Here is a 25,606-nt window from a genome sequence, read left to right as displayed (position 1 = left end):
GTTGCTCAGTGGAAGGGAGTGCGGCGGACGGTCAGGACGGCGACGTCGTCGTGCTGGTTGCCGCTGCCGGCGAAGGCGCGGGCGTCTGCGTACAGGGCCTGGGGCAGTTTGGTGGTGGAGAGGTCGAGGTGTTTCGTCAGCCGCTCGTCGACCGGGTAGAACGTGCCGTCGGCAGCGCGGGTCTCGGTGAGGCCGTCGGTGGTCAGCAGCAGTGTCGAACCGGCAGGGAACTCGAACCAGCCCACGGTGGTCGGTTCGGAGGCCAGTTCGGCGAGACCGAGCGGGACCCCCGACTCCAGCGGCGGTGTGGTGACGATGCCGTCGTGCACCAACCGCGGTGGGATGTGCCCGCAGTTGACGACCTGCGCCTCGGCACCGACGTCGATGGAGATGACGAGCGCGGTCACGAACCGCTCGTCGTCGCTGTTCTGTTCGGCGTATGCGTTGTGCCGGACGACCGAGGCGTCCAGGGCGTCGACGAGTGCGGTGAGCGTGGGCTCCCGGTGGGCCGCCTCGCGGAAGGCACCGATGACGGCGAACGCGGCCCCCACGGCGGCGAGTCCCTTGCCCTGGACGTCACCGATCAGCACCCGTGTCCCCCAGGGCGAGGCGACAACCTCGTAGATGTCACCGCCGACGAGCCGGTCCTCCTGTACGGGTTCGTAGACGCCGTTGACCATGACGTCGTCGGTGACCAGGGGCAGGGGGTGCAGGATGTGCCGCTGCATGGCGGCGGCGGTGGAGCGCAGGCGGAGCATCGCGTGCTCGCGCTTGACACGCCGGTGGCAGGCGTAGACGGAGGTCACTGCCAGGGCGAGGGTGAGCAGCACGAGCAGGGCCCGGTCGAGCCACCGGCCCACGTCGCCGCCCCGCAGCAGCACGGTGAGTGTGACGACGACCGTGGTCCAGGCGGCGACGAACTTCGTCTGCCGGACGGTGCACAGCGCCGACGCCGTACCCGGCAGGAAGACCAGGAGGCCGAGGAGCCACACCTTGGATCCGGACAGGACACCGAGGGCCTCCACCAAGGCCGTCACCGACACCACGCCGACGGCCAGCTCGGCGTTGCCCGGAGGCTCGATCGCATCGAGGGCGTCGGAGGGCCTCACTCGGCGGGGACCGATCATGGGTACTCCCGGGCAGGTGGTGATCTCTCTGTACGTTATGCAGGCTCCGCCGCCTGGGTGGGGCGCCCCGCCGAGCCCGTGTCAGTCCGATGGTTGGGCCGAGGCCGGCAGGCCGAGCGCGACGGCGAGAGAAGCGGGTTGGGAGGGCTTGCTTCGGGGTCCGTGAAGAGTGGATGCCGCGCAGGTGCGTAGAGAGGCGCCCCGAGGCGCGGCCGCCCGACGGGAGGAGGCAGAGGCGACGGGCAAAAGGATCACCGAAGAAGCTACGACCAGAGTGACGAAGATCCGGCCTTCGATGGTGCGGAGGTCCGCCGCTCTGCGCCGGTTACGGGACGCAGCGGTGGGCACCGCCGAACAGCGTCCGCCGACGCTGATCGACCAGCTCTCGCGCACCGACCCCGGACGCGTGGACACTCGCGTCGCGCCCATGGCGGGGGAGTCGGTTCCGGTCTCACGGCAGCCCCGCACCGGTAGCACGCGGGGGCAGTCACGCGTGTTCGGTCTCACCAGGTGGCGACGTAGGGGTTCCGAGGCGGCGCTTCAGATAGGGCTCCTGGGACAGTACTGCCCCCGCACTGAGGCCGATGGCGACGGCCACACACACGATGATCAGCCAGGACAGCAGGATGAAGACCGACCCCGCGGAACCGTAGTCGGCCAAGGCCCGGTTGAGTGCCCGTGGCATGTAGAAGTGCGCGGTCACGGACAGACCGCTGACCGCGATCGCCGTGATGACGGCCCCAGGCAGGAGGGGCGCCCAGCGGACGACGCCGGCCAGCAGAAGGTGCTGGGTCCACCACCACATGGCCGCGTGCATGACCAGGATGACCGGAAATCCCAGCACCACCCCTTGACCGAACCCGTTGTGCAGCAGCCCTTGCACGACCAGCGCGCCGAGCCACAGGACGATCCACGCCAGCCACCTCCACGGAGCGACTTTCGCCCCCGTCCGGGGCAGTAGCCAGGCCCGTCTGCACAGTCGCTGCACCGCGCGACTCACCGCGGTGGCCGACAGCAGCACCATGAGCAGGCCTACCAGGCCGGTCGCCTGGCGCAGATCGTCGGCAGGGGGCTGGAACGCCTGCTTCACCTCGTCCTTCGCCTGCCCGGTCAGACCGAAGACGGCACTGACTGATGCGGAGACCTGGTCCCGCACCGCCGCCGGCGCGTACGCACCCACCACGAACAGCAACGGAACGGCGGTCAGGAAGCACTGCGCCGCGATGCGAGTGGCGGAGTCGAAGATGTTCACCGACACCATGCGGTCCACGAGCCCTGTGACCACCGGGAAGCGGGTCTCCACCCGCGCATGGAAGCCTTTCTGCCAGGCAGTCAGTTCCCTGATACGGGCACGCCACCATGACACGCGCAGCAGGGAGCGGATCCGCCGCCGGTCGCCGCTTTCGCGCCGCATCCCGTCGGGCCGACCCGGCCGCTTGCCGGCGCCCCTGCGCCTACCCCCGCGCCGCATCAGTCGTCGACGCACATGGTGCCCGGCATGGTGTCCGGATCCCTGCTGCCGACGGCGCCCCTGCGCAAGTCTCCATCGACGCTCCTTTCCACCTCCAGAGTGCGCGACGAAGCGGGCTACGGCACTCCGCCGCACGAGGGGCTCACACGGGGGCGAACGGGTCACCCGTCAAGAGATGCGGCGGATCACGGCCGTGCACGGGCTCGACCCCTACGGTGCCTGATGGGATCGCCCATGGTCTTGGACCTGCTCAGCTCCCCGGCGACGAGTCCCTCGGCTGGAGAAGGACGGCCCACCGCGCGATGGCGAGGAGACGGGGCCGGACGGATCGGTTGGGGGTCGAGATGAAGGCGAGCGCTGTCCTTACGCCTCTGGCGGATGCCACCACCAGGACGCACTGTACGTGCTGCTCCATCCGGCGTCGGCCCAGCGCCGCTGCTGGGACTGCGCGGCGCACCTGGACGGGAGATCACGCGCAACAGGCGATGGTGCTCGGTGTGCTGATCGGCCGCCGGCTGACGGGACAGAGCGTCTGCGAGCCGGCAGGTGAGGTCCCGGCCCGCGCGTCGAGGGGCCTCAGAGGCGGTCGCGATGCTCCTCGGCGCTGTCCGTAGCGGGCCGTGGCTGGGCCGTTGTCCCGGCACCAGCATCCGACATGGTCGTCGCGGGTGCCTGGCGGTGTTCCGTACCGCAGCGGCATCGTCCGCTCCGAGGAGAGCGGTGCTCTGCTGGGTCACAGGGGCTCGGGCCAGCCATGCGAAGAGCAGGGCCGGACCGCCGCCGAGCGCGATCAACGGGGCTTCGGGGCCGAGGGTGGCGCCCAGCGGCAGGCCGGCCACGGCCGCAAGGACGACTCCGGCAGGGCGGCCAGGGACAGCCCCGGGGCGTGCAGACCGGCGGCGGGAACGTGGCCGCCGGCTCCCGGCAGGTGCCGGACCACGAGACCGACGGCGATGCCGGCGAGCGCCAGCAGCGGCAGCGGCCACCACCACGCAGGGGTGTCCCAACCCAGCTCCGCGGGCAGTTCGGCCCACAGCAGGTGCTCGAGTTCGTGCAAGACGAGCAGCGGGGGCAGTCGGAGGCCTCGGCCCGTGCACCCCCCGTTCCCGTTCCCTGCATGTCAGCCGAGGATCCGCCGCTTCTGGGTCTCGAATTCCTCGTCGGTGAGCACTCCCTGAGCCTTGAGGTCGCCAAGTTGCTTCAACTGGTCGATCTTGCTGGACATGTCGTCGGCGCCCGGCTGGGGCGCGGCGGGCGCAGGCGCGGCGGGCGCAGGCGCGGCGGGTGCGGGCGGCGGGACGTACTGCTGGTGAGCGAGCTGCTGTTCGCGGTCCTGCTCGGCCCACCGGCCCGCCTGCCGCCGTGAGACGCGGTTGGACACCGCTGTGGCCGTCCCCGAGATGACGGCCGTGCGGGCGACACCGCGAAGGAGTCCTGGCATGTCATTCATCTCCCCTGTGATCCGTGGGTGGTGCGGCGATGGGGGGCGTACGCCGCTCTCAGCGGGCTGCGGCCCCGCCGGCCGCCGTCGACGGAGATGCGCCCACTGGCACCGCCTCGGCCCCGCCGCGTCGCAGCGCACGGGCCACGGGCGCTGCCCAGAGGCCGACCTTGTCCCCACGTACGAGACCTTGCACGGCCTGCTTCCCAGCTGCCCTTGAACCGCCACGGTTGCTGTTCAGTGGGCGGCCTCGGTCGCGTCGAGGGCGGCGACGAGGTCGGGCACCGGGATCCGCCCGGACGCGACCATCCTTGCGCCTCCACGGCGCAGGGCCGCGGCGAAGGGCGCGGCCCAAAGGTTCTCGTAGATCAGGATGCCGGCGGAACTGCCGGGTTCCAGTGCGGTACCGGCCTCGTCGATGTCGTCCTGGTCCAGGAGACCGGATGACGCGCCCTCGAAGACGGCCAGGTCGAGGGCCCCGTCGCCGGTGAGATCGGCGATCTCCATGCCGGTCACGGATCCGTCTTCGTCCTTTCTGACGAACACCAGGTCCATGATCCGAATGAGGCCGCGGTCCACGAGATCGACCAGGAGGGGGAAGCCCTCGCCTGTCATCCGGTTGCCGGGGAACTCCACGACCAGGTAGTCGATCGGGCCCACTTCGTCGAATTCGTCGCTCACGGTGTCGCCTCTGGTGCTCGTGCTCGTGCTCGTGCTCGCGGCAGCCCCCTGTGACACACCCGCCTCAGCATCGGGGCGCGCACCTCAATTGCAGCATCGGGGCGTGGCCTTCGCACTTCCAAAAAACGCGGTTCACTCGCCTCGTCCGCCTACGTGACGCGTTGTGCGCCACTCACATCTGCTGGTGACCGAGCGACAGCGGTGACGGAGGTCTCTCGGGCCGGGAGCGCGGCGAGTTGGAGGAACTGCGGCGCCGGGTGGCTGCCCTGGAGGTCGCCGGGCCGCCGTGGCACCACCCGTTTCGGTCGCCAGGGCGGCGGTCTGCTGGTGTGTCTCTGGCCTGCATAGATTTGGCTGCGCGGTAGCGGTGCCTCTCGGGGCGACTCGGCCCCGAGAGGCACCGGATGGGGCGGTTTAGGAGATGTACGAGTAGGTGGTGCAGGCGCTCGCGCTCACCCAGTCGTGGGATGAGATCTTGTTGTGCATTTTCGTGGTGCGGGCGTTCTCGAACGTGTTGCGGGCGAGGCTGTCGACGTACAGCTCACAGCGCTTCCCGACGACAGAGTGCGGTGCAGTACCGGGGAACTGTCGCGGGCCGTACGAAGGGTCGTTGATCAGGGGCAGTTGAGGGCCGTGTCGCCGGTGTCGCGGTTGCAGGTGTCGAAGCCGAGGCCGCCGTCGAGGCTGTCGTTGGCGCTCACGTTGTCCACGGCGTTGAGGGTGTCGTTGCCCTCGCTGCCGATGTGCGTGTCGTTGCCGCTGCCCCCGGCGAGGGTGTCGTTGCCCTGGTCACCCCCGAGGGTGTCGTTGCCGCTGTCGCCGTTGAGGGTGTCGTTGCCGGCATTGCCATTGATGGTGTCGTTGCCGGCCAGCCCGGAGATCGTGTCGTGGCCGGGGCCGCCGTTGATGGTGTCGTTGCCCGGCGTCGCCCGCAGTCCGGTGGCAGCCGGATCGTCGCCGACGAGCCGGTCCGCCCGGGGGCCGCCGATGAGGCGGTCGTCACCCGCACCGCCGATCACCGTTCCGGCGGCCTCCAGGTTCGGCGAGATGGTGATGCTGTCATCGGCGTCGTCGGCGTTGACCCGTATCGACGTGACGGGCAGCGGACACTCTGCCGTGTGCGTCCCCGTCGACCGACACGGGGCGACGGCGGCCACGGTGTCCCCGGCGTCCGTCACTACGACAACGTTGCCCTGACGCCGGATGGTGATGTCGTTCGCCACCCCCTGGTCAGCTGTGACGACCAGGGTGTCACCCACCTCCTGCACGACCGTGGTGCCTGCCAGGCCCCCGCCGGGGGCCGCACCGGGCGCGGCGGAGGCGGCGGTCAGTGGGGCGCAGGTGAGTGCGCCGATCGCCACCACCGCGGTGCAGATACTCCGTGTTCTCATCGGTGCCCGCCTTTCGTGTTGTCTCGCTGTTGTACGGGTACTGGCGTGCTGCTCACTCGCGCTGGTCAGGGGCATCCGCTGACGTTGTCGCCCAAATCGGCGCGGCAGTCGTCCACGTCGGCGCCGCCTTCGATGTAGTCGTTGCCGCTGACGTTGTCCACGGCGTCGATGGTGTCCCGGCCGTTGCCGCCCTCGGCGTAGTCGTTGCCGGTGCCGGCGACGATCTGCTCGTTGCCGTTGCCGCCGTAGATCACGTCGTTGCCGGCGCCGCCGTCCACGATGTCCGAGCCGCCGCGTCCCTCGACGGAGTCATTGCCGGAGCCGCCGAAGATCCTGTCCGCCTCGGCTCCTCCGGTCAGCGTGTCGTTGCCTGCGCCGCCGGAGAGGAAGTCGGATCCCTCGTCGCCTTCGAGGGTGTCGTTGGCGGATCCGCCGTAGAGGCTGTCGTTGCCGGCCCCGCCGATGAGGGTGACGCCGAGGGCCGCCAGCGAGGAGGTGACGTTGTCGTCCTGGTCGCCGGCGTTGACCACGAGTTCGGTGGTGTCGGCGGCCCTGCACGCGACTTCGGTCGTGCTGATGGCGTAGCAGTCGCCGGACGGTGCGACCGTGTCTCCGGTGTCTCTGATTCTGATGCTGCTGCCTGACTGCCAGACACTGATCGTGTTGCCCCGTCCGACTCCGGCGGTGACCGTGATGGTGGTGGCGGTCTTGTTCACCAGCGTCGTGGCGAGAATGTGTGGCGTCGGTGTGCCGGCCGCGCGGGCCACGCCCGTGAGGCACAGAGTGAAACCGCACACCGTGGCCAGAAGTGCCACGGTGTGATGACGCGTTCTCTTCATGACCTGCTCCTGACGATAGGGCGCTGAATTTCGATGTCGCAGCCGTGCGCATTTCCTTTTGCTTCGATCACCGGGCCAATCGGAGGAGACAGGTATTGACGGCTCCGGCGCATGGTCTGCCGACCGCAGCCGGGACCCAATAGCCGGCCTTCACGGAGTGCGAGGAAAACGGGGGAAATGGTGTGGCCGCAAGCGCTGAACGTGCGGCTGCGGCCCATCCCGGCGCGACACCCGGATGTCCTTGCCGCTTTCAACAGTCCTCGGTCCTCGCAGACCCCTCCCATCGCGCCATGGCCGACGCCTGCTCAACCGGTGATCGGCCCTGGCGCCTGGGCACCCAGAGCATGCCGGGATGCGAAGCCGTGCTGAAGCCGAATTAGCGCCATTGCCGAATACACGGTCTCCGCGCGTGGATCGTCGCCCTGACCGGCGATGGATGAACTGCGCGCATGCCTGGGCTTGATTCGTATCGGCCCCTGCTGCGTCAATTCACGATTCACCCGTATCGAATTCAATTAGTCGCGGGGCGAGTCGATTCGGCCCGCACGGTCGATCCAAAAGGGTTCGTGAACAGGGCTTTCCGCCGGCATGTCCAAGCGGCTTCGGGCTCTGCGCCGGCGGCCCTGGGTGTCCCGGCCTGCCTCGGTGTGAAAGGTGGACGTCAAGGGGCGTCCAGTGGCGGCCGGGCCGCCACTGCGCCAGTGCACTTCGGGCGCGTGCACGAGCCTCCTGGCGCGGCTCTGGCTTGTTCGTAACCTGCCGGTGTGGGGATCATCGTCGGCGGGTCGGCAGTCACCGGCCCGGCCTCGCGCAGTTCAAGGAGACGGAAGCCCCCGGCTTGCTCCCGCTGCGTCCGGACCCTTGTCCCGGCTCGCGGGCTCCCTTTACGGTGATGCGGCACATGCCGACCAGTTGGTATGCAGTTGGTATGCCAGAGCCGGGTGGAGGCCGTCGTGGCGGACAACGCGCGCGTGGAGGAGTACTTGGCCGACGTACGGGCCCGCCAGCAGCGCGTATGGCCGGCCTCGATGCCGAGGGAGGTGGTGTACCCGCTCGGGCAGCGGCCGCTCACCGACCACCTGCGGCACTGGGCCCGGAGCCATCCCGACCGCGTCGCGATCACCTTCTACGGCGAGCAGATCACCTACGAGGCGCTGGAGGACCTGACCGCGCGGCTGTGCGGCTGGCTGCAGCGCAGCGGCGTACGCCCCGGAGACCGCGTCGGGGTGTTCCTGCCCAACTGCCCGCAGTTCATCGTCGCCATGCTCGGCATCCTGCGCGCCGGAGCCGTGCACGTCCCGGTGAACCCGATGTTCCGGGAGTACGAGCTGCGGCACGAGCTGGCCGACGCCGGGGTGGAGATCCTGATCACTCTCGACACCCTGCGGCCGCTGGTCGAGGCGGTGCGGTCCGACACAGCCGTACGGAGCGTGCTCGTCACCAGCCTCGCCGACATGCTCCCCTCTGATCCGGTGTTGCCGCTGCCGTCCGGCCTGGCGGGTGCCGGCCCGACCGGCACTGGGTGGGGACAGGCCGTCGGCGGCGCCCGCGGCCAGGACGAGCCGGCCGACCTGGATGCGCTCGCCGCCCTGAACTACACCGGAGGGACCACCGGCCTGCCCAAGGGGTGCGAACACTCCCAGCGGCACATGCTCTACACCGCGGCGACGGCGGCGGCCGCCAGCGGCATGGACCTCTCCGGCGACAAGCCCGACGTGCTGCTGATCTACGTGCCGGTCTTCTGGATCGCCGGCGAGGACTTCGGCATCCTGCTGCCGCTGCTCACCGGCAGCGGCATCGTGCTGCTCACCCGGTGGGACCCCGAGGCCGTGCTGCAGGCGATCGAGCGGTACCACGTGACGTTGATGCTGGGCACGGTCGACAACTACGTCGAGCTGATGGAGCACCCCGGTCTGCCCGGCACCGACCTGTCCAGCCTGGCGCAGCCGCGGGCCATGTCGTTCGTGCGCAAGCTGACGCCGGCGATCCGGGCCCGGTGGAGCTCCCTGGTCGGCGAGCACAGCGTGCTGCAGGAGGCGGCGTACGGCATGACCGAGACGCACACCGCGGACTCCTTCACCACCGGGTTCCAGCACGGGGATCACGACCTGCTGACCGAGCCGGTCTTCTGCGGACTGCCCGTGCCGGGAACCGAGTTCATGGTGGCCGACGAGGAGAGCGCCGAACCGCTGCCGCTGGGCGAACGCGGCGAGATCCTCGTACGCTCTCCCTCCCTGCTCACCGGATACTGGCAGCAGCCGGAGGCCACCAGCCGGGTGCTGCGCGACGGTTGGCTGCACACCGGCGACATCGGAATGATCGACCAGGACGGGTGCCTGCACTACCTCGGCCGCAACAAGGAGATGATCAAGGTCTCGGGTATGAGCGTGTTCCCGTCCGAGCTGGAGGCGCTGCTGGCCCGGCACCCGGATGTGCTGACCGCGGCGGTGGTACCGATGGACGATCCCCAACGGGGCCAGGTGCCGCTGGCGTTCGTCCAACCCCGCCCCGGCGCCGCGCTGGACGCCGAGGGCGTGCGAGCGTGGGCGCGGGCGAACATGGCCCCGTACAAGGTGCCCGTGGTGCGGTGCGTCGACGCCCTGCCCATGACCACCACCGGCAAGGTGAAGAAGGGCGAGCTGCTGGAGCGGGCCGGGCGCATCGCCGTCTCTCCGGCGTCCCCGGCCGCTGCCGATGCTGACGAAAAGGACCGGTGACGATGGGTCTGGCCAAGCTGCTGGTCGCCAACCGCGGCGAGATCGCGGTCCGGGTGATGCGCACCGCCCGCGAGCTGGACCTGCTGACGGTGGCACTGCACTCCCGCGACGAGGCGGACGCGCTGCACACCCGCATGGCGGACGAGGTCGTGGTGCTCGACGGCGAGGGGCCGGGGGCCTTCCTGGACGCGGCGGCCCTGGTCGGTGCGGCGGTGCGCACGGGCTGCGACGCGGTCCACCCCGGCTACGGACTGCTGGCCGAGAACGCCGACTTCGCACAGCGGTGCACCGACGCCGGACTCACCTGGGTCGGGCCACGCCCCGAGGTGCTGCGGACGCTCGGCGACAAGACCGCGGCCCGTGAACTCGCCGCGCGCCTCGGCGTGCCGGTGCTGCCGGCGACGTACGGCGACACCGGTATCGAGGAGGCGCGTGCGTTCATGGCCGGCCTCGGCGACGGTGCCGCGGTGATGGTCAAGGCGGTCGCCGGCGGCGGCGGTCGCGGCATGCGGGCGGTGTACGAGGCAGGGCAGTTGGAGGAGGCCGTCCGGCGCTGCCGTTCGGAGGCCTCGCACGCCTTCGGCGACGGCGCGGTCTACGTCGAGCAGTTGCTGCGGCGTGCCCGCCATGTCGAGGTGCAGGTGCTCGGCGACGGCACGGGCGCCGTCGTCGGCTACGGCGACCGCGACTGCAGCCTGCAGCGGCACCGGCAGAAGATCGTGGAGATCGCGCCGGCGCCCGGCCTCGACGAGGCGGTGCGGGCCGGGCTGCACGATGCGGCGCTCCGCATGGCCCGGGAGGTCGCCTATTCCGGTCTCGGCACGTTCGAGTTCCTCGTGGAAACCGGCGACGGCTCCCCGGGCTTCTACTTCCTAGAGGCCAACCCGCGCATCCAGGTCGAGCACACGGTCACCGAGGAGGTCACCGGCATCGACCTGGTCAAGGCCCAGCTGCGGGTGGCCTCCGGCGAGAGCCTCGACCGCATCGGGGCGGGGCAGGCTCCCGTTCCCCGCGGCTGCGCGGTGCAGGTGCGGGTCAACGCCGAAACGGTCCGCCCCGACGGGACGGTGCTGCCCTCCGCCGGCACGCTGGACGTCTTCTGGCCGCCGGCCGGGCCGGGTGTGCGCGTCGACACCGCCGCGTTTCCCGGCGGTCGGGTCAGCCCGCGCTTCGACTCGCTGCTGGCCAAGCTCGTCGCCCACGACGGTTCCGGCAGCCTGCCCGATGCGCTCGCCCGCGCCCGCCGCGCCCTGGCGGAGCTGAGGGTCGAGGGAGTCGCCACCAACACCGAGGTGCTGCGGCGGCTGTTGGAGGCACCCGAGGTCGTCGCCGGGCGGCTGTACACGGCGCTCTTCGACGAACTCCTGCCCGCACTGCTCCCGCAGGAGACAGACCCTGACAAGGACCCGGACAAGGACGCGGAGAAGGACGCGGGGGTCGCCGACGCGTTCGAGCCGCAGGGCACGCTCACCGTCACCGCCCCCATGACGGCCACCGTCGTCGACGTCGCCGTCGCCGAAGGAGAGCGCGTACGGGCCGGAAGCACCCTGGTGGTCCTGGAGTCCATGAAGATGGAGCATTTGCTCCAAGCGCCGGGCGACGGCGTGATCGTCGCCGTACGGGCGGAGCTGGGTGAACTGGCCGAGCACGGTCGGCCGCTGGTGGTGATGGAGGCCACCGGCGCCGCGGACGGTGAGCCGCGCCCCGAGGAGCGGCCGGATCCGGACGCCCCCCGCGCCGATCTGGAGGAGGTGCGGGCGCGCAAGCGGTTCGGCGACGACGCCGACCGCCCCGAGATGGTCGCCCGGCGGCACGCCGAGGGGCGGCGCACCGCCCGTGAGAACATCGCCGACCTGTGTGACCCGGGCAGTTTCGTCGAGTACGGCGGCCTGGCCATCGCCGCCCAGCGCAGCCGCCGGTCCCTGGACGACCTCATCCGCCGCACCCCCGCCGACGGCCTGGTCGGCGGGGTGGGCACGGTGGGGGCCGACCGGTTCGGCCCCCGGTCCGCCCGCGTGGTGGCGATGTCGTACGACTACAGCGTGATGGCCGGCACCCAGGGCATCATGGGCCACCGCAAGAAGGATCGGCTCTTCGCGTTGGCCGAACAGGCGCACCTGCCCGTCGTCCTGTTCGCCGAAGGGGGCGGCGGCCGGCCGGGCGATGTGGACGGCACGGTGGTCTCCGGCCTGGACTGCATGGCCTTCGCGCTGTTCGCGTCCCTGAGCGGGAAGGTGCCGCTGGTCGGCATCGGCTCGGGGCGCTGCTTCGCCGGCAACGCCGCGCTGCTCGGCTGCTGCGACGTCATCATCGCCACGCCCGAGGCCACCATCGGCATGGGCGGCCCGGCGATGATCGAGGGCGGGGGACTGGGCAGCTTCGCCCCGGAGGACGTCGGGCCGGTCGAGGTCCAGCGGGCGAACGGCGTCATCGACCTCGAGGCCGAGGACGACGCGGATGCCGTCCGGCTGGCGCGCACGTATCTGTCGTACTTCCAGGGCCCGGTGACGGAATGGGAGTGCCCCGACCAGCGCCGACTGCGCCACCTCATTCCGGAGAACCGGCGGCGGGCGTACGACGTGCGAGCCGTCATCGCCACCCTCGCCGACGCCGACTCCGTCCTGGAGCTGCGACGGCACTTCGGACGCGGCGTCGTCACCGCTCTGGCCCGGGTGGAGGGCCGCCCGTGCGGCATCCTCGCCAACGACCCGCGGCATCTGGGCGGCGCCATCGACTCCGACGCGGCCGACAAGGCGAGCCGCTTCCTGCAACTGTGTGACGCGTTCGGACTGCCGGTGGTCTCCCTGTGCGACACACCCGGGTTCATGGTCGGCCCCGAGGCGGAGAAGACCGCGACCGTCCGGCATGTCAGCCGCATGTTCGTACACGCCTCGGCGCTCACGGTGCCCTTCGGGGTGATCGTGCTGCGCAAGGGCTACGGGCTGGGCGCCCAGGCCATGGCCGGCGGCGGCTTCCGCATCCCCCGGTTCACGGTGGCGTGGCCCACGGGCGAGTTCGGGCCGATGGGCATCGAGGGTGCGGTGCGGCTGGGCTACCGCCGGGAGCTGGCGGCCATCGAGGACGTGGACGAGCGCGAGCGGGAGTTCGCCCGCAGGGTCGCGGCCGCCTACGAGCACGGCAAGGCCCTCAACGTCGCATCGGTCTTCGAGATCGACGACGTCATCGACCCGGCCGAGTCCCGACGCTGGATCACCGCACTGCTGCATGACCCTGACCCTGAGCCCGGGCAGCGCGGCTCGCGCCGCTGCGTCGACACCTGGTGAAGGCCCGCCGACGCCCGGGCACACGGCCCGTTCTTCCGTGGTCGCCACGTGTCTTCCGGCCGGCCGTGCGCGGGGACGCCAGGGCACCGCCACCCGTGCGGCGGGCCGGGCGTGGGCGGCGTGGCCCGGACGCCGGTGACCCGCCGCGCACGGTCTCGTCGGAGTGCGCCAGGAAGTAGGCGCCCTGCGGACGGAGTTCACCGGCTCGAACGACCTCACCGAGGCCGACCGCCGCCTCTACACCCACATACGCCGCACTCTGCGCTCCGCGACCCCCGCCGGCTGCGTCCCACCCCGCAACTCCTGGCTGACCGGCCACCGCGACACCCCGTCCCCTCACTGCCCCCGCTGCGTCGGGCCGCTACGCCGCTCCCGGCTGGGCGGCCGGACGGCGGTGTGGTGCGCGAAGTGTCAGTAGTAGAAGCAGAGGCCGTCCTCCGGGCAGAAGGTGACGTAAACAGGGTTGTAGCCGGGGTTCACGGTCAGGCGGCTCGGGTCGGGACCGGTGTTGAGGCGGGAACCCGGATCGGCCGTGGCGGTGAAGGTGACAGTCGTACCGACCGGGAAGCTCGCGGAGCACGTGCCGGTCTGGTCCGGTCGCGGTTCCTCGCTCTCGTACGGGTTCAAGAAAGCCACCACGTGACAGTTGATCCCGGCCGGCCGGCTGGTGACGGTTCCACCGCCAAAGCTGTCGCTGATCCACACGGCCACCTGGCCCTGCTGGGTCTGGGAACCGACCGGGGCGGCGGTGCCGAGCACGCCCACGGCGGCGAGCGCGGTCGCGACGATGCCCGCACGCCAGGCGGTGGCGGCTCCGCGCCGGCGCCGTGTTGTCACGTCAGGGTGGGCCGTCGGGGGGTTCGGGTTGTTGCTCATCGATGGCTCCTGGGTTCGATCCCACCATCCTCGACGGCGTTCTGGTCCGAGGCCCATCCCAGAAATGTGGGGAATTGCGACGTACGCTCGGAACATGGCGGTTCCCATCGCCTAAGAGCGGTCGTACGAGCGTGTCGTCCGCCTCTGCGAGGCCGGTGGCGACTCCCGGGACCTGCGTACCCGGCTCCTGGAGGAACTGCGCGCGACCACGGGTTTCGACGCATACGGGTTCCTGCTCACCGACCCCGAGACCGCGGTGGGCTACTCACCGGCCGCCGACGTCCCGTGCCTGCCGGAACTGCCCAAGATGATCCGCCTCAAATACCTGACCGACGTCGATCGCTGGACGGCGCTCGACGGCATCGCCCTGCTGAGCGAGCTCCCCGACCCTTCCCGCAGCCTGCTGTGGCGCGAGCTGCTGCAGGAATACGGCGTCCGGGACATCGCCTCCCTGGTGTTCAAGGACCGCTTCGGCTGCTGGGGCTTCCTCGACCTGTACCGCTACGACCGGAGCTTCAGCGCCGTGGAAGCCTCGTACCTGGCCCGCCTCACCGCACCGGTGACCACAGCGCTGCGCCGCAGGCAGGCGGCAACTTTCGTCGTGCGACCGTCCCACGCGCCGCGCCCGGGCCCCCTGGTGCTGCTGCTCTCTCCCGACCTGCGTGTCCTCGCCCAGACCCCGGAGACCTACGCCTGTCTGAGCCTGCTGGTGCCGCCCGACCACGGCCGCCCCGTGGTGCCCGCGAGCGCCTACAACGTCGCCGCCCAGCTGCTGGCCGTCAAGGCCGGAGTCGATGCCAACGCGCCACGTTCCCGGGTCCACCTCGCCGACGGCCTGTGGCTCACCCTGAGCGCCGCCCGGATCGGCGACGCGGCTTCACCGGCCCGGCGCCGGGCCATCGCCGTCACCATCGAGGAGACCTCACCGACCGAGCGGCTCGCGGTGTTCGCCAGGGCTTTCGCCCTGAGCCCTCGCGAGGGCGACCTGCTCGGTCACCTGGCGAGGGGCGGCGACAACCACACGGTGGCCTGCCGGATGTCCCTGTCCGAGCTCACCGTGCAGGACCACCTCAAATCGATCTTCGCCAAGACCTCGACCAACAACCGGGGACTGCTCTTCGCCCACGAGCCCGGTGCCGACCCGCACATCAAGATGCAGCCGGTTCTTGGCGGCCTTCCCTTCAGGGACGCGCTGAAAGTACAGTCGCGGGCCGACACCTGAGGGATCTATGCAGGCGAACCACGAACCCTGATCCTCGGGAGCCTGAGAGCGGTCCCCTCCGTGACGCGATGTTCGCAGTGTGTTACTCAACGCCGGGATTCCCGGCCGGCGGGGGTTGCAGCGCGTGCGTGACGGGCGTTTTCTGGAAGTGTCCAGAGGGGGAGCAAGGGCGCCTGGGGCTACGACACGGACCGAAGGCTCGGTCTCGTTACCTGTTCTCCGGGCCAGGGCCTCGATCAGGGCGGCCCGCCGTCGTCACCCGGCGCTCGACGCGGAGGTGATCCAGGTGAAAGCCGTTGTCTACGAGAAGCCCTTCAGCGTGGCCGTCAGAGATGTCGACGATCCTCAGATCCAGCACCCGAACGACGTGCTGGTACGGGTCACATCGACCGCCATCTGCGGATCCGACCTGCACATGTACGAGGGCCGCACGGCGGCCGAGTCGGGCATCGTCTTCGGACACGAGAACATGGGCATCGTCGAGGAAGCCGGCGCGGGTGTGACCTCTCTGTCCAAGGGTGACCGCGTCGTCATGCCATTCAACGTCGCCTGCGGATTCTGCAAGAACTGCCTTGCCGGGAAGACCGGCTTCTGCCTGACGGTAAATCCGGGCTTCGCTGGTGGGGCCTATGGCTACGTGGCCATGGGGCCGTACACGGGCGGGCAGGCAGAGCTGCTGCGGGTGCCCTTCGCCGATTTCAACTGCCTGAAGCTGCCGACGAACAACTTCGAGACCGACTTCGTGTTGCTCGCCGACATCTTCCCGACCGGCTACCACGGATGCGAGCTCGCCCAGGTGTCCCCCGGCGAGAGCGTGGCCGTCTTCGGTGCCGGTCCGGTCGGGCTGATGGCCGCGTATTCCGCGCTGTTGCGCGGTGCGTCGAAGGTGTTCTCCGTGGACCGGGTGCCCGAGCGGCTCGCCAAGGCAGAGGAGATCGGAGCCATACCGATCGACTTCACCAAGGGCGACCCGGCCACGCAGATCAAGGAACAGACCGGCGGCGAGGGAACCGACAAGGGCGTCGACGCCGTCGGCTACCAGGCCCAGGCGCACGACGCGAGCCACGAGGAACCCGCAGTCGTCCTCAACACCCTCGTCGAGACGGTGCGGCCGACAGGCTTGCTGGGCGTACCGGGCCTGTACGTGCCGTCCGACCCGGGCGGACCCGACGAGAACGCCAAGCACGGTCAACTGTTGGTCTCCATCGGCAGGATGTTCGAGAAGGGCCAGCGGATGGGCACCGGTCAGTGCAACGTCAAGCAGTACAACCGCCAGCTGCGTGACCTCATCATCGCGGGGCGCGCCAAGCCCAGCTTCGTGGTCTCCCACGAACTTCCGCTGGAGGAGGCGCCGAACGCGTACAAGAAGTTCGACCAGCGGATCGAGGGCTACACCAAGGTCGTCCTGCATCCCGGTCACGCGCTCGCGGCGTAGAGGGCCGGACGGGACGCCACACCGTCCGTCCAGGGCGGCGGGTCGGCTGCGGGAAGCCAAGCCCGGCAGCCGACCCGCCGTGAGCGGCCTTGGTAGAAGAGGCAGTCATGGCTGAGCAACCGATCGACCCGACGGGTACACACGCGTCGGCGGGCGGGTCTCCGTCCGCATCGGATCCGTCATCGTCCGGCCCCAGGAAGTCCAGCGTCGGAGTTCACGGCATCACCGAATCCGCGCGGTATTCCCTGGCCGAAATGGGGCCGAAGCGGAGTCTGCAGACGCTCTTGGCGCTGAACCAGGTCGACGGTTTCGACTGTCCGAGCTGCGCATGGGGCGACCCCGATCCCGACCACCGGAAGATCGCGGAGTTCTGCGAGAACGGCGCGAAGGCCGTCGCCTGGGAGGCCACGCGCAAACGCGTCGACGCGGCGTTCTTCGCCCGGTACTCCGTCGCCGCCCTGCGGGAGCGGGACGGTCACTGGCTGGAGTCGCAGGGCCGGCTGGCCCGGCCGATGCATCTCGCCCCCGGCGCGACGCACTACGAGCCCATCTCGTGGGAGGACGCGCTCGCGCTCACCGCCGACCGCCTGCGCGGCCTCGCCGATCCGAACCGTGCCGTCTTCTACACCAGCGGCCGTACGAGCAACGAGGCCGCCTTCCTCTACCAGCTGCTGGCGCGCAGACTCGGCACGAACAACCTGCCGGACTGCTCGAACATGTGCCACGAGTCGAGTGGCGCGGCCCTGACCGAGACCATCGGTGTCGGAAAGGGCCTCATCACCTATTCCGACATCACCGATCACGCGGACTTGATCATCGTCGTGGGGCAGAACCCCGGCACCTGCCACCCCCGTATGCTCACCGCGCTCGAACAAGCCAAGCGGCGCGGCGCCCGTATCATCGCCGTCAACCCGCTCCCCGAGGCCGGCTTCGGCCGCTTCCGCAACCCGCAGACCGCGCACGGCCTGATCGGTTCGGGTACGCAGCTCACCGACCGCTGGCTCCCGGTCCGCGTCAACGGTGATCTGGCCCTGTTCGCGGGCCTGAACCGGGCGCTGATCGACCGGGAGGACGCCCAGCCGGGCTCCGTCCTGGACCACGACTTCATCGACCGCTACTGCGACGGCTTCGAGGCGGCGGCAGCCGCATGGCGTGCCCTGGACCGCTCGCGGATCGAGGCGACGGCCGGTCTGTCCCGCCGCCTGATCGAGGACCTCGCGGCCGACGTGCTCGCCGCGGACAGTGTCGTCGTCTGCTGGGCGATGGGGCTCACCCAGCACCGCAACGCGGTGGCCACCATCCGAGAGATCGTCAACTTCCTTCTGCTGCGCGGAAACATCGGACGCCCCGGTGCCGGGCCCGCCCCGATCCGCGGGCACAGCAACGTCCAGGGCGACCGCACCATGGGCATCTGGGAGAAGATGCCCGACACGTTCCTGGACAAGCTCCGCGACGAGTTCGGGTTCGAACCGTCCCGTGCCCACGGTCTGGACACCGTCGACTCGATCAAGGCCATGCGCGACGGCAAGGTCGACGTGTTCATCGGCCTCGGCGGCAACTTCGCCTCGGCCACGCCCGACACGGAGGTCACCGAGGCCGCACTGGCCAACTGCGCCCTCACCGTCCATGTCGCGACCAAACTGAACCGGACCCATCTGTGCCACGGAACCGAGGCACTCGTCCTGCCCTGTCTCGGCCGCACCGAACGCGACCTGCAGGCCTCCGGCGAGCAGCTCGTCACCGTCGAGGACACGATGGCCATGGTGCACGTGTCACGCGGACGGCTGCTTCCCGGATCACCGCACCTGCGCAGCGAGGTCGCGATCATCGCCGACCTCGCGCACGCGCTCTTCGGCGCCGACCTCGGCTGGCGCGAGATGCGTGACGACTACGCCGCGATCCGCCGCCACATCGAGCACGTCGTCCCCGGATTCCACGCCTTCGAGCAGCGCCTGAGGCAGCCCGGCGGCTTCATGCTCCCCCGGGCACCGCGCGACTCCCGCACCTTCCCCACACCGGCCGGCAAGGCACGCTTCACCGTCAACCCACCGACCGCGCCTGAAGTCCCGCCGGGACACCTGCTGCTGACGACGGTACGGTCGCACGACCAGTTCAACACCACCGTCTACGGCCTCGACGACCGCTACCGCGGCATCAAGGGCGGACGGCGGGTCGTCCTCCTCAACCGGGACGACCTCCGCGACCTCCACCTGAACGATGGCGATCTGGTGGATCTGATCAGCGTCAACCCGGACGGCGAACGCCGCGCCCCCGGCTTCCGCGCCGTCCGCTATCCGACACCACGTGGCTGCGCCGCCGCCTACTACCCGGAGACGAACGTGCTGGTCGCACTGGACTCCACGGCCGAGACCAGCAACACCCCCGCGACCAAATCCATCGTGATCCGCATCGAACCTTCCAACGGCTGAGCCGACATTTGGTGCAACGGATCAGCGGGCCTTGGAACGCATCTCCCGGGGGCTCACCCCGAAGCGCCGACGGAAGGCCGTGCTCATCGCACTCGCCGAGGAGAAGCCCGAGGCGTACGTCAGGTCCGTGATCGTCATGTGCGCGCAGTCGGCGCGCAGGAGACGCTCGCGGACCAGACGCAGGCGCTCCTCGCGGATCAGGTCGCGAGGCGTGGTGCCCACCTGTTGGAGCGCGAGCTGGATCTGGCGGAGGGACCAGCCGAGGGCACGGGCCATGGAGGCGCCGGACAGGCCGGGGTCGGCCGCGTGCTCGCGCACATGGCGACGGACCACCGCCTCCACCTCGGTCAGCTGCCCCGGGACGTCGGGACGGTCGTCCCCGCAGGCGAGCATGCACAGCAGCTCGACGACGCGGTCGCAGACGGCGTCGAACTGCGGGGTGGTGAGATGGCCACGCTCGTCGTTCAGGCCGCGCACCATGGAGTGCACCACACGGCCCAGCCCCTTGGTCAGATCGAGCCCGGTGGCCAGCGGCGCATTCCGGTTCAGCGGGCCGTCGATCTCCTGGGCCGGGATCGACATGATGACACCGCGCAGGGACGCGCCGTGCAGGATCTCGAAGGGCGCATCAAGTGTGATCAGGCTGCCCGTGCCCGGCGTCAGCCGCACCTCCTGGTCGTCCTGTCGCAGGAGCAGTTCGCCTGCGAGGGGGAAGAGGAGCCGGTAGTCGGGTTCGGGCATCTGACGGATCAGGCCCGGTGTGCGGGCGTACTCGATCTGGTCGCTGTACCAGGTGACGAGCTGGTAGCTGTCGCTGCCCTGCCGGATCATCTCGCCGCGGAAACCCTCGGCGCGGGCGTACTTGTAGTCCATCCTGGTCTGGTACGCCGCGACGCGCTCACTCCACAGATCGGTCTGCTCGCGGGCTCCGACCTCGGCGGTCCTCGTCGTCTCCACGACGTAGCTTCCCGTGGGCAACGCATCCCCTTTGCTGCGCCGTCTCCCGACGGCCTCGAGAGCGGCCCCGAACGCCCCTGTGTTCGAGGACAGTTGTTCGGGGCGCAGCCTAGGGACCAGCAATCGGTTTCCGGAACTCGTATCGGCCTGATTGGCCTACGCCGGAGCCGAGCCGGTCGCGATCGGCACGTCCCACGAACGCTCGTGCGTCCCGCGGCAACTTCCATGCGCGCACGGACAAGTGCGGATGCGGACGCGCAACTACCGTCGTGCGCTCGTCGACCGCCACCCGCTGTGAGGACTTGATGACGGAACAGATACCGGAGGCGGTGTTCTGGTGCCTGACCGTGGGCCTGTTCGCCGTCGCCGTGCTGCTGGTGCGCGAACGCGGCATCACCGCACGGCAGCGCAGACGGAACGCCGAACTGGGGGACGGCCTTCGGGCACGGGACGAGGAACTGCGCCACCTCGTCTCGGCCCGGCTGCCGGCCCTGGAGGACGCGCCCCACCAGCAGGTACCGGCCGTCGGTCTGCTCGACACCCGGCTCGCCGACACGGAGTTCGCGAAATACCTCGACGGTGTCGTGGAGCGATTCGCCGGTGCGGTCGAGCACGCCCGGACGAGCGCCGACCAGTCGGCGAAGGCCGCCTTGAAGGCGTCGATGCGCTCCCTCCAGGCCTTGGCCAACGAACAACAGGTGTCCATCTCCGAGATGCAGGATCGGCACGACAACCCCGGCGTGCTGAGCGATCTGCTCGAAATCGACCACGCCAACGCCCAGTTCGGCCGCCGTGCCCAGGTCATCGCCGTGCTGTGCGGCTCGTGGCCGGGCCGTCAGCGTGCCACCTCCGCGCTCGTGGAGGTCGTACGCGGCGCCACCTCCCGTATCCGCGACTACCGGCGCATCCGTATCAACGGCGAGGTCGACATCGCCGTGCGCAGCCGAGCCGTCGAACCGGTGGTACTGGCGGTCGCCGAACTGCTCGACAACGCGGCGCGCCACTCGCAGCCGGGCACGACCGTCGAGGTCACCGTCCAGACGGTGCACAACGGCGCCTGCGTGGTGATCGACGACGCCGGGGTCGGCATGGACGGCCAGGCGGCCGAGCACGCCGCCGAACTGCTCGCCCGCACACACGACGTGGACATCGTCCGGCTCGGCGACCCGCCCCGCTTCGGCTTCGCCGTCATCGGGGCGCTCACCGAGCGCTACGGATTCAGCGTCTCCGTGGACACGCTCTCCCCGTACGGCGGTGTACGCGCGGTGGTGTTCCTGCCGGCCGCCCTGCTCACGCACCTGGACGCCGACGTCCAGGCGCCCGTGCCACCTGCCGAACGGCCCGCGCCCACGCCCGCCGTCGCGCCCGCGCACCCCCCTGCGCATACGCACTCGACCGACACGGCCCCCACCGCCGATCCGGCCGCCCCCGCCCCCGATCCCCATGCCTCACCCGCCCCCGATCCCGCACCCGCACCCGAACCCGCGGAGGCGACGACGCCGGGCGGCCTGCCCAGGCGCCGTCGCCGCTCCCCACGGCAACCGGCCCCGCAGCCCGCACCGGCCGAAGAGGTCGGGGGCCGCTCGGCCGAGGAGAACGCCCGGCGCATGGGCGCCTTCGCACGCGGCACCCGCTCCGGCAGGGACGCCCGGCACACGCTCCACGACGACGAAGGGAACAGCCACGAATGACCGGGCCCACCAACAACACCTTGGGCTGGATGCTGGACGAGGTGCTGAAGGTTCCGCATGCGCGGCACGCGATCCTGCTCTCCGCCGACGGCATGCTCCGCGCCTTCTCCAAGGACATCGACCGCGACGACGCCGAACGGCTGGCCGCGGGTCTGTCCGGCGTCCAGTCGATCAGCCGCAGCACGGCCGAGTTCTGCGGCTCCGCGCACACCCCGTGGCGGCAGACCATGATCGAGTTTGCGCACGGCTACGTCTTTCTGGTCGCCGCCGGCGAGGGCGCCTACCTCGCCGTCTCCACCGGCGGGGACATCGACATGGAGGCGGTCACCTACCGCATGCACAAACTCGTCGACCGGCTCGGCAAGGAGCTGACCAGCCCCGCCCGGCAGGACACCGGCAGCCCGGCATGACACCCCGGCGCCGCCCCGCAGACAGGCTGGTGCGGTCGTACGTCGTCACGGACGGCCGCGCCCACCCGACCCGCAACACCCTGGACCTGGTCACGCTGCTGATCGCCACCGACGATCTGCCGCTGACCGGACTCAATCCGGAAAAGCGCAGGCTCATGGAGCTGTGCCGGCCCGGAGCCCTGTCGGTCGCCGAGGTGGCCGGCCACCTGTCGCTGCCGGTCGGCGTGGCCAAAGTGCTGATCGCCGATCTCATGGACAGCGGCCACATCGTCACCCGCGCCCCGATCCCCGCCGCCCGGCCGACCGACGCCAAAATCCTCCAGGAGGTGCTCGATGGACTCCGCGCCCGCCTCTGACGACGTCTACCTGCGGCCCAGCGTGCAGACGGCGGTCAAGCTGCTGATCGTGGGCCACTTCGCGGTCGGCAAGACCACGTTCGTCGGCACGCTCTCCGAGATCCGGCCCCTGTGCACAGAGGAGGTCATGACCGAGGCCGGCGCCCTCGTCGACGACCTGGCGGGCATGCGGGACAAGACGACCACCACGGTCGCCCTCGACTTCGGCCGGCTCACCCTCAACGACCGCCTGGTGCTCTACCTCTTCGGCACCCCGGGTCAGCAGCGCTTCACCCGGCTGTGGCAGGACATGACCCGGGGCGCGCTCGGCGCGCTCGTCCTCGCCGACAGCCGCCGCCTCAGCCAGTCGTTCGAGGTCATGGGCGTACTGGAGGAGCACGGACTGCCGTACGCGGTCGCCCTGAACCAGTTCCACGACGCCCCCGCGTACGAGCTCGACGAGGTGCGCGAGGCCCTCGACCTGCTGCCTGAAACTCCCCTCGTCCGCTGCGACGCCCGCGACCGTGTCTCGGCCACGCGGGCACTCATCCGTCTCGTCGAGTACCTCCTCACCCGCACCGGCCACCTGGAGCATGCGTGACCTCCGTACCGCCCTACCCGCCGCCGGGCTGCCCTGCGCACACCGCGCACCCTGCGCACGAGTCCCTGCACGGGCCCGAGTTCGCCACCGACCCGGCAGCCGTCTATCGGCGGCTGCGCGAGGTCGGCCCGATCGCACCGGTCGAACTGGCGCCCGGCGTGCGCGCCTCGCTCGTCGTCGGATACGACGCCGCCCTGCATGTGCTGCGCAGCACCGAGACGTTCTCCAAGGACGCCCGCCGCTGGAAGGACCTCGCGGACGGCACCGTCCCCCCGGACAGCCCGGTCGTGCCGATGATGATGTACCGGCCGAACGCGCTGTGGGCCGACGGCGCGGGACACCGCAGGCTGCGCGGCGCGATCACCGACAGCGTGGCCAGGGTGGCCCCTGCCACCCTGCGCTCCTACGTCGAGGCGAGCGCGGACACACTCATCGACCGCATCGCCCCGGCCGGGCGGGCCGATCTGCTCGACGAGTACGCCCAGGTGCTTCCCCTGCTGGTGTTCAACCGCCTGTTCGGCTGCCCGGCCGACTCCGGAGAGCGGCTGGTGCAGGGGATGTCCGGGATCTTCGACGGAGTGGACGCCGAGAAGGCGAACGAACTGCTCGCGACGACGCTGCTGGACCTCGTCACGCTGAAGCGCCGGCGGCCCGGGCCGGATGTGACGTCCTGGCTCATGGCCCATCCCGCCGAGCTCACGGACGAGGAGATGGTGCACACCCTCGTCCTGCTCATGGGCGCGGGTACCGAGCCCCAGCAGAACCTGATCGCCAACGGCCTGCGGCTGCTGCTGTCCGACGACCGGTTCGCGGGCAGTCTCTCGGGCGGCAGCCTGCCGGTGGAGGACGCCCTCGACGAGGTGTTGTGGACCGACCCGCCCATCGCCAACTACGCCGTGCACTACCCGATCCATGACGTCGTGTACGAAGGGGTGCTGCTGCGGGCGGGGCATCCGCTCGTGGTCAGTCTCGCCGCGGCGAACACCGACCCGTCCCTGACGTCGGATCAGCGCGCGGGCAACCGCGCCCACCTGGCGTGGAGCGCGGGTCCGCACAACTGCCCGGCGCAGGGTCCGGCCCGGCTGATCGCGGCGGTCGCGGTGGAGAAGCTGCTCGACCGCCTTCCGGACGTCGAACTCGCCGTACCCGTGGAGGAATTGGCCTGGCGGCCGGGCCCCTTCCACCGCGCGCTGGCCGCGCTGCCGGTGACGTTCCCGCCGACCGCCGTCACATCCTCTACCCCCTCCACCGTCGGCGACGAGTCGCCGGTGCAGCGCACCGAGCCGACGCCCCGGCCGTCCGCGGTGCCCGAGGCCGGCCGCGGGCGGCGAGGATGGGGCGCCCGGCTGCTGGCGTGGTGGCGGGGCGAGTGATCAGGACAGGCGCACCGGAAGGGAGCGGTGGCCGTTGGAGATGAACGAGTCGACCGGCTCCAACTCGTCCTGAGGAACGGCGAGTCGGAGTCCGGGGAAGCGGTCGAAGAGCGCTTGGAGCGCGATGCGGGCCTCCAGCCGTCCCAGCGGGGCGCCCAGGCAGAAGTGCACGCCGTGGCCGAAGGCGAGGTGCTCCTTGTCGGCGCGGGCGACGTCGAAGCGGTCGGCGTCCTCGCCGTACTTTCCGGGGTGACGTCCGGCGGCCGCGTAGGCGGCGAGGATGGCCTCACCCTTGCCGATCACCACCCCGTCCGGGCCGCCGAACTCGCTCATCACGAGGTCCTCGACGGCATACCGCAGCGGCAGGCTGGCCACGGGCGCCTCCACGCGTAGCGCCTCCTCGACGACGTCCTCCCAGGAGACGCGGCCGGAGCGGACGTGGGCGAGCTGGTCCGGATGGGTCAGCAGGAGGTGGATGGCGTTGTCGATCAGGTTGACCGTGGTCTCGTGGCCGGCGCTGACCATGAGCACCAGGGTGTCGAGCAGCTCCTGCTCGCTCAGCCCGGTGTCGCCGTCGTCGCGGGCCGCGATGAGCGCCGAGGTCAGGTCGTCGCCCGGCGACCGCCGCTTGAGGGCGACGAGTTCGCCCATCGCCGCGTAGAACCGTACGTAGATGTCGGTGACTTCCTCCGGGGTGGCGGAGGTGTGGAAGACGCCGTCCACGACGGCTCGAAGCTCCGCGCCCTGTTCCTCGGGCAGGCCGAAGAGTTCGCTGATCACCTGGATCGGCAGCGGATAGCAGAACGCCTCGCGCAGGTCGACGACTTGGCGGTTACGTCCGGCCATCTCGACCCGCTCCAGCAGGGCGGTGGTGATCTCCTCGACACGGGGTCGGAGCGCCATGGTGCGGCGTGCGGTGAACGCCTTGGAGACCAGGGCACGCAGCCGTTTGTGCTCGCCTCCGTAGGCGGTGAACATGTTCTGCACCGCGACCCAGGTGAACAGCGGCCATTCCGGGGAGATCTCGCCGTTGATCCACCGGGGCCAGTGCCGGCGAGGGTCCTTGGAGACGCGTGGGTCGGTGAGCAGGCGCTTGAGGAGGTCGGGACTGCTGACGGCCCAGGCCCGCACACCGTCGGGCAGTTCGACGAGGGTCACCGGTCCGCGTTCGCGTAACCGGGCGGCCTCGCCGTGGATGTCGCGGCCGGTCGGGTCGATCACTAAGGGGTGGGGGTGTCCCACGGCAGCCTCCTGACGCTCGCACATCAATACGACCCGTAAAGCTACTTGAACGTAGCGTGCCCGGGTGAGAGCGGTCCCCGCGTA

Annotated in this window: 19 protein-coding genes and 3 pseudogenes; 11 read left to right on the top strand and 11 right to left on the bottom strand. The window is 70.5% G+C overall.

Annotation, left to right across the window (positions count from 1 at the left end):
- Nucleotides 1-5: 5 nt before the first annotated feature.
- From EHO50_RS12405 to EHO50_RS12375, 7 genes and pseudogenes are all read right to left on the bottom strand, one after another.
- Entirely contained in the window at nt 6-1,127 is a 1,122-nt protein-coding gene (locus tag EHO50_RS12405; RefSeq protein WP_128429942.1) for a PP2C family protein-serine/threonine phosphatase, read from the bottom strand.
- Between the two features lie 487 nt (nt 1,128-1,614).
- Nucleotides 1,615-2,430: a YhjD/YihY/BrkB family envelope integrity protein gene (locus tag EHO50_RS12400; RefSeq protein ID WP_246101120.1), complete on the bottom strand. Its 816-nt coding sequence runs from the start codon at nt 2,428-2,430 to the stop codon at nt 1,615-1,617.
- A gap of 857 nt (nt 2,431-3,287) precedes the next feature.
- Nucleotides 3,288-3,673, bottom strand: a pseudogene (locus EHO50_RS12395) (chloride channel protein); the annotation flags it as partial.
- 45 nt (nt 3,674-3,718) lie between these two features.
- On the bottom strand, nt 3,719-4,039 hold the full coding sequence (locus EHO50_RS12390; protein WP_128429940.1) for an SHOCT domain-containing protein: 321 nt from the start codon (nt 4,037-4,039) through the stop codon (nt 3,719-3,721).
- Nucleotides 4,040-4,276: 237 nt separating this feature from the next.
- Nucleotides 4,277-4,720: a DUF6325 family protein gene (locus EHO50_RS12385; RefSeq protein ID WP_181449607.1), complete on the bottom strand. Its 444-nt coding sequence runs from the start codon at nt 4,718-4,720 to the stop codon at nt 4,277-4,279.
- A 614-nt stretch (nt 4,721-5,334) separates the two neighbouring features.
- Nucleotides 5,335-6,111 (bottom strand): calcium-binding protein, encoded by a 777-nt coding sequence (locus EHO50_RS12380; RefSeq protein WP_164904824.1) that lies wholly within the window; start codon nt 6,109-6,111, stop codon nt 5,335-5,337.
- Nucleotides 6,112-6,176: 65 nt separating this feature from the next.
- A complete protein-coding gene (locus EHO50_RS12375) occupies nt 6,177-6,950 on the bottom strand; it encodes a calcium-binding protein (RefSeq protein ID WP_128429938.1) in 774 nt (257 codons plus the stop codon).
- A gap of 953 nt (nt 6,951-7,903) precedes the next feature.
- Between EHO50_RS12375 and EHO50_RS12370 the strand changes: the two genes are divergently transcribed.
- From EHO50_RS12370 to EHO50_RS44520, 3 genes are all read left to right on the top strand, one after another.
- Nucleotides 7,904-9,667, top strand: coding sequence for an AMP-binding protein (locus tag EHO50_RS12370; RefSeq protein WP_220096437.1), 1,764 nt, complete (start codon nt 7,904-7,906; stop codon nt 9,665-9,667).
- Nucleotides 9,668-9,669: 2 nt separating this feature from the next.
- A complete protein-coding gene (locus tag EHO50_RS12365; RefSeq protein WP_164904823.1) occupies nt 9,670-12,951 on the top strand; it encodes an acetyl-CoA carboxylase family protein in 3,282 nt (1,093 codons plus the stop codon).
- A gap of 163 nt (nt 12,952-13,114) precedes the next feature.
- Nucleotides 13,115-13,369: a hypothetical protein gene (locus tag EHO50_RS44520; protein WP_181449606.1), complete on the top strand. Its 255-nt coding sequence runs from the start codon at nt 13,115-13,117 to the stop codon at nt 13,367-13,369.
- On the opposite strand, the gene EHO50_RS12355 is transcribed toward EHO50_RS44520, so the two are convergent.
- Entirely contained in the window at nt 13,363-13,827 is a 465-nt protein-coding gene (locus EHO50_RS12355; RefSeq protein WP_128429935.1) for a hypothetical protein, read from the bottom strand. The genes EHO50_RS44520 and EHO50_RS12355 overlap by 7 nt on opposite strands.
- Before the next feature lie 307 nt (nt 13,828-14,134).
- Between EHO50_RS12355 and EHO50_RS44515 the strand changes: the two are divergent.
- Nucleotides 14,135-14,875, top strand: a pseudogene (locus EHO50_RS44515) (LuxR family transcriptional regulator); the annotation flags it as partial.
- A 63-nt stretch (nt 14,876-14,938) separates the two neighbouring features.
- Here EHO50_RS44515 and EHO50_RS44955 read toward each other — a convergent pair.
- Nucleotides 14,939-15,100, bottom strand: a pseudogene (locus EHO50_RS44955) (VOC family protein); the annotation flags it as partial.
- 235 nt (nt 15,101-15,335) lie between these two features.
- Here EHO50_RS44955 and EHO50_RS12345 point away from each other — a divergent pair.
- Together EHO50_RS12345 and EHO50_RS12340 are read left to right on the top strand one after the other, a co-directional pair.
- On the top strand, nt 15,336-16,484 hold the full coding sequence (locus EHO50_RS12345; protein WP_128429933.1) for a glutathione-independent formaldehyde dehydrogenase: 1,149 nt from the start codon (nt 15,336-15,338) through the stop codon (nt 16,482-16,484).
- Between the two features lie 107 nt (nt 16,485-16,591).
- A complete protein-coding gene (locus EHO50_RS12340) occupies nt 16,592-18,913 on the top strand; it encodes an FdhF/YdeP family oxidoreductase (protein ID WP_128429932.1) in 2,322 nt (773 codons plus the stop codon).
- 21 nt (nt 18,914-18,934) lie between these two features.
- On the opposite strand, the gene EHO50_RS12335 is transcribed toward EHO50_RS12340, so the two are convergent.
- Nucleotides 18,935-19,891, bottom strand: coding sequence for an AraC-like ligand-binding domain-containing protein (locus EHO50_RS12335; RefSeq protein ID WP_342786917.1), 957 nt, complete (start codon nt 19,889-19,891; stop codon nt 18,935-18,937).
- A 284-nt stretch (nt 19,892-20,175) separates the two neighbouring features.
- Between EHO50_RS12335 and EHO50_RS12330 the strand changes: the two genes are divergently transcribed.
- From EHO50_RS12330 to EHO50_RS12310, 5 genes are all read left to right on the top strand, one after another.
- Complete coding sequence (locus EHO50_RS12330) at nt 20,176-21,561, top strand: ATP-binding protein (protein WP_128429931.1); 1,386 nt, start codon at nt 20,176-20,178, stop codon at nt 21,559-21,561.
- Nucleotides 21,558-21,971, top strand: a complete 414-nt coding sequence (locus EHO50_RS12325; RefSeq protein ID WP_128429930.1) for a roadblock/LC7 domain-containing protein — start codon at nt 21,558-21,560, stop codon at nt 21,969-21,971. Before EHO50_RS12330 ends, EHO50_RS12325 begins: the two co-directional genes overlap by 4 nt.
- Nucleotides 21,968-22,327 (top strand): DUF742 domain-containing protein, encoded by a 360-nt coding sequence (locus EHO50_RS12320; RefSeq protein WP_128429929.1) that lies wholly within the window; start codon nt 21,968-21,970, stop codon nt 22,325-22,327. Before EHO50_RS12325 ends, EHO50_RS12320 begins: the two co-directional genes overlap by 4 nt.
- Nucleotides 22,305-22,907, top strand: coding sequence for a GTP-binding protein (locus tag EHO50_RS12315; protein ID WP_128429928.1), 603 nt, complete (start codon nt 22,305-22,307; stop codon nt 22,905-22,907). Before EHO50_RS12320 ends, EHO50_RS12315 begins: the two co-directional genes overlap by 23 nt.
- A 65-nt stretch (nt 22,908-22,972) precedes the next feature.
- On the top strand, nt 22,973-24,280 hold the full coding sequence (locus EHO50_RS12310; protein WP_128430674.1) for a cytochrome P450 family protein: 1,308 nt from the start codon (nt 22,973-22,975) through the stop codon (nt 24,278-24,280).
- Here the strand turns inward: EHO50_RS12310 and EHO50_RS12305 are convergent, their stop codons facing one another.
- A complete protein-coding gene (locus EHO50_RS12305) occupies nt 24,281-25,546 on the bottom strand; it encodes a cytochrome P450 family protein (protein WP_181449605.1) in 1,266 nt (421 codons plus the stop codon).
- Nucleotides 25,547-25,606: the final 60 nt, after the last annotated feature.

It is taken from the genome of Streptomyces cyaneus (assembly GCF_004028635.1).
GTDB classification, from domain to species: domain Bacteria; phylum Actinomycetota; class Actinomycetes; order Streptomycetales; family Streptomycetaceae; genus Streptomyces; species Streptomyces cyaneus.
The sequence above is the reverse complement of the archived record's forward strand: the minus strand, read 5'-3'. Positions and strand labels throughout refer to the sequence as shown.

Coding starts and splice junctions, on each gene's coding strand:
- EHO50_RS12405 (WP_128429942.1), bottom strand. CDS start 1,127: ATGATCGGTCCCCGCCGAGTGAGGCCCTCCGACGCCCTCGATGCGATC.
- EHO50_RS12390 (WP_128429940.1), bottom strand. CDS start 4,039: ATGCCAGGACTCCTTCGCGGTGTCGCCCGCACGGCCGTCATCTCGGGG.
- EHO50_RS12380 (WP_164904824.1), bottom strand. CDS start 6,111: ATGAGAACACGGAGTATCTGCACCGCGGTGGTGGCGATCGGCGCACTC.
- EHO50_RS12375 (WP_128429938.1), bottom strand. CDS start 6,950: ATGAAGAGAACGCGTCATCACACCGTGGCACTTCTGGCCACGGTGTGC.
- EHO50_RS12365 (WP_164904823.1), top strand. CDS start 9,670: ATGGGTCTGGCCAAGCTGCTGGTCGCCAACCGCGGCGAGATCGCGGTC.
- EHO50_RS12355 (WP_128429935.1), bottom strand. CDS start 13,827: ATGAGCAACAACCCGAACCCCCCGACGGCCCACCCTGACGTGACAACA.
- EHO50_RS12340 (WP_128429932.1), top strand. CDS start 16,592: ATGGCTGAGCAACCGATCGACCCGACGGGTACACACGCGTCGGCGGGC.
- EHO50_RS12330 (WP_128429931.1), top strand. CDS start 20,176: ATGACGGAACAGATACCGGAGGCGGTGTTCTGGTGCCTGACCGTGGGC.
- EHO50_RS12325 (WP_128429930.1), top strand. CDS start 21,558: ATGACCGGGCCCACCAACAACACCTTGGGCTGGATGCTGGACGAGGTG.
- EHO50_RS12320 (WP_128429929.1), top strand. CDS start 21,968: ATGACACCCCGGCGCCGCCCCGCAGACAGGCTGGTGCGGTCGTACGTC.
- EHO50_RS12315 (WP_128429928.1), top strand. CDS start 22,305: ATGGACTCCGCGCCCGCCTCTGACGACGTCTACCTGCGGCCCAGCGTG.
- EHO50_RS12305 (WP_181449605.1), bottom strand. CDS start 25,546: ATGTGCGAGCGTCAGGAGGCTGCCGTGGGACACCCCCACCCCTTAGTG.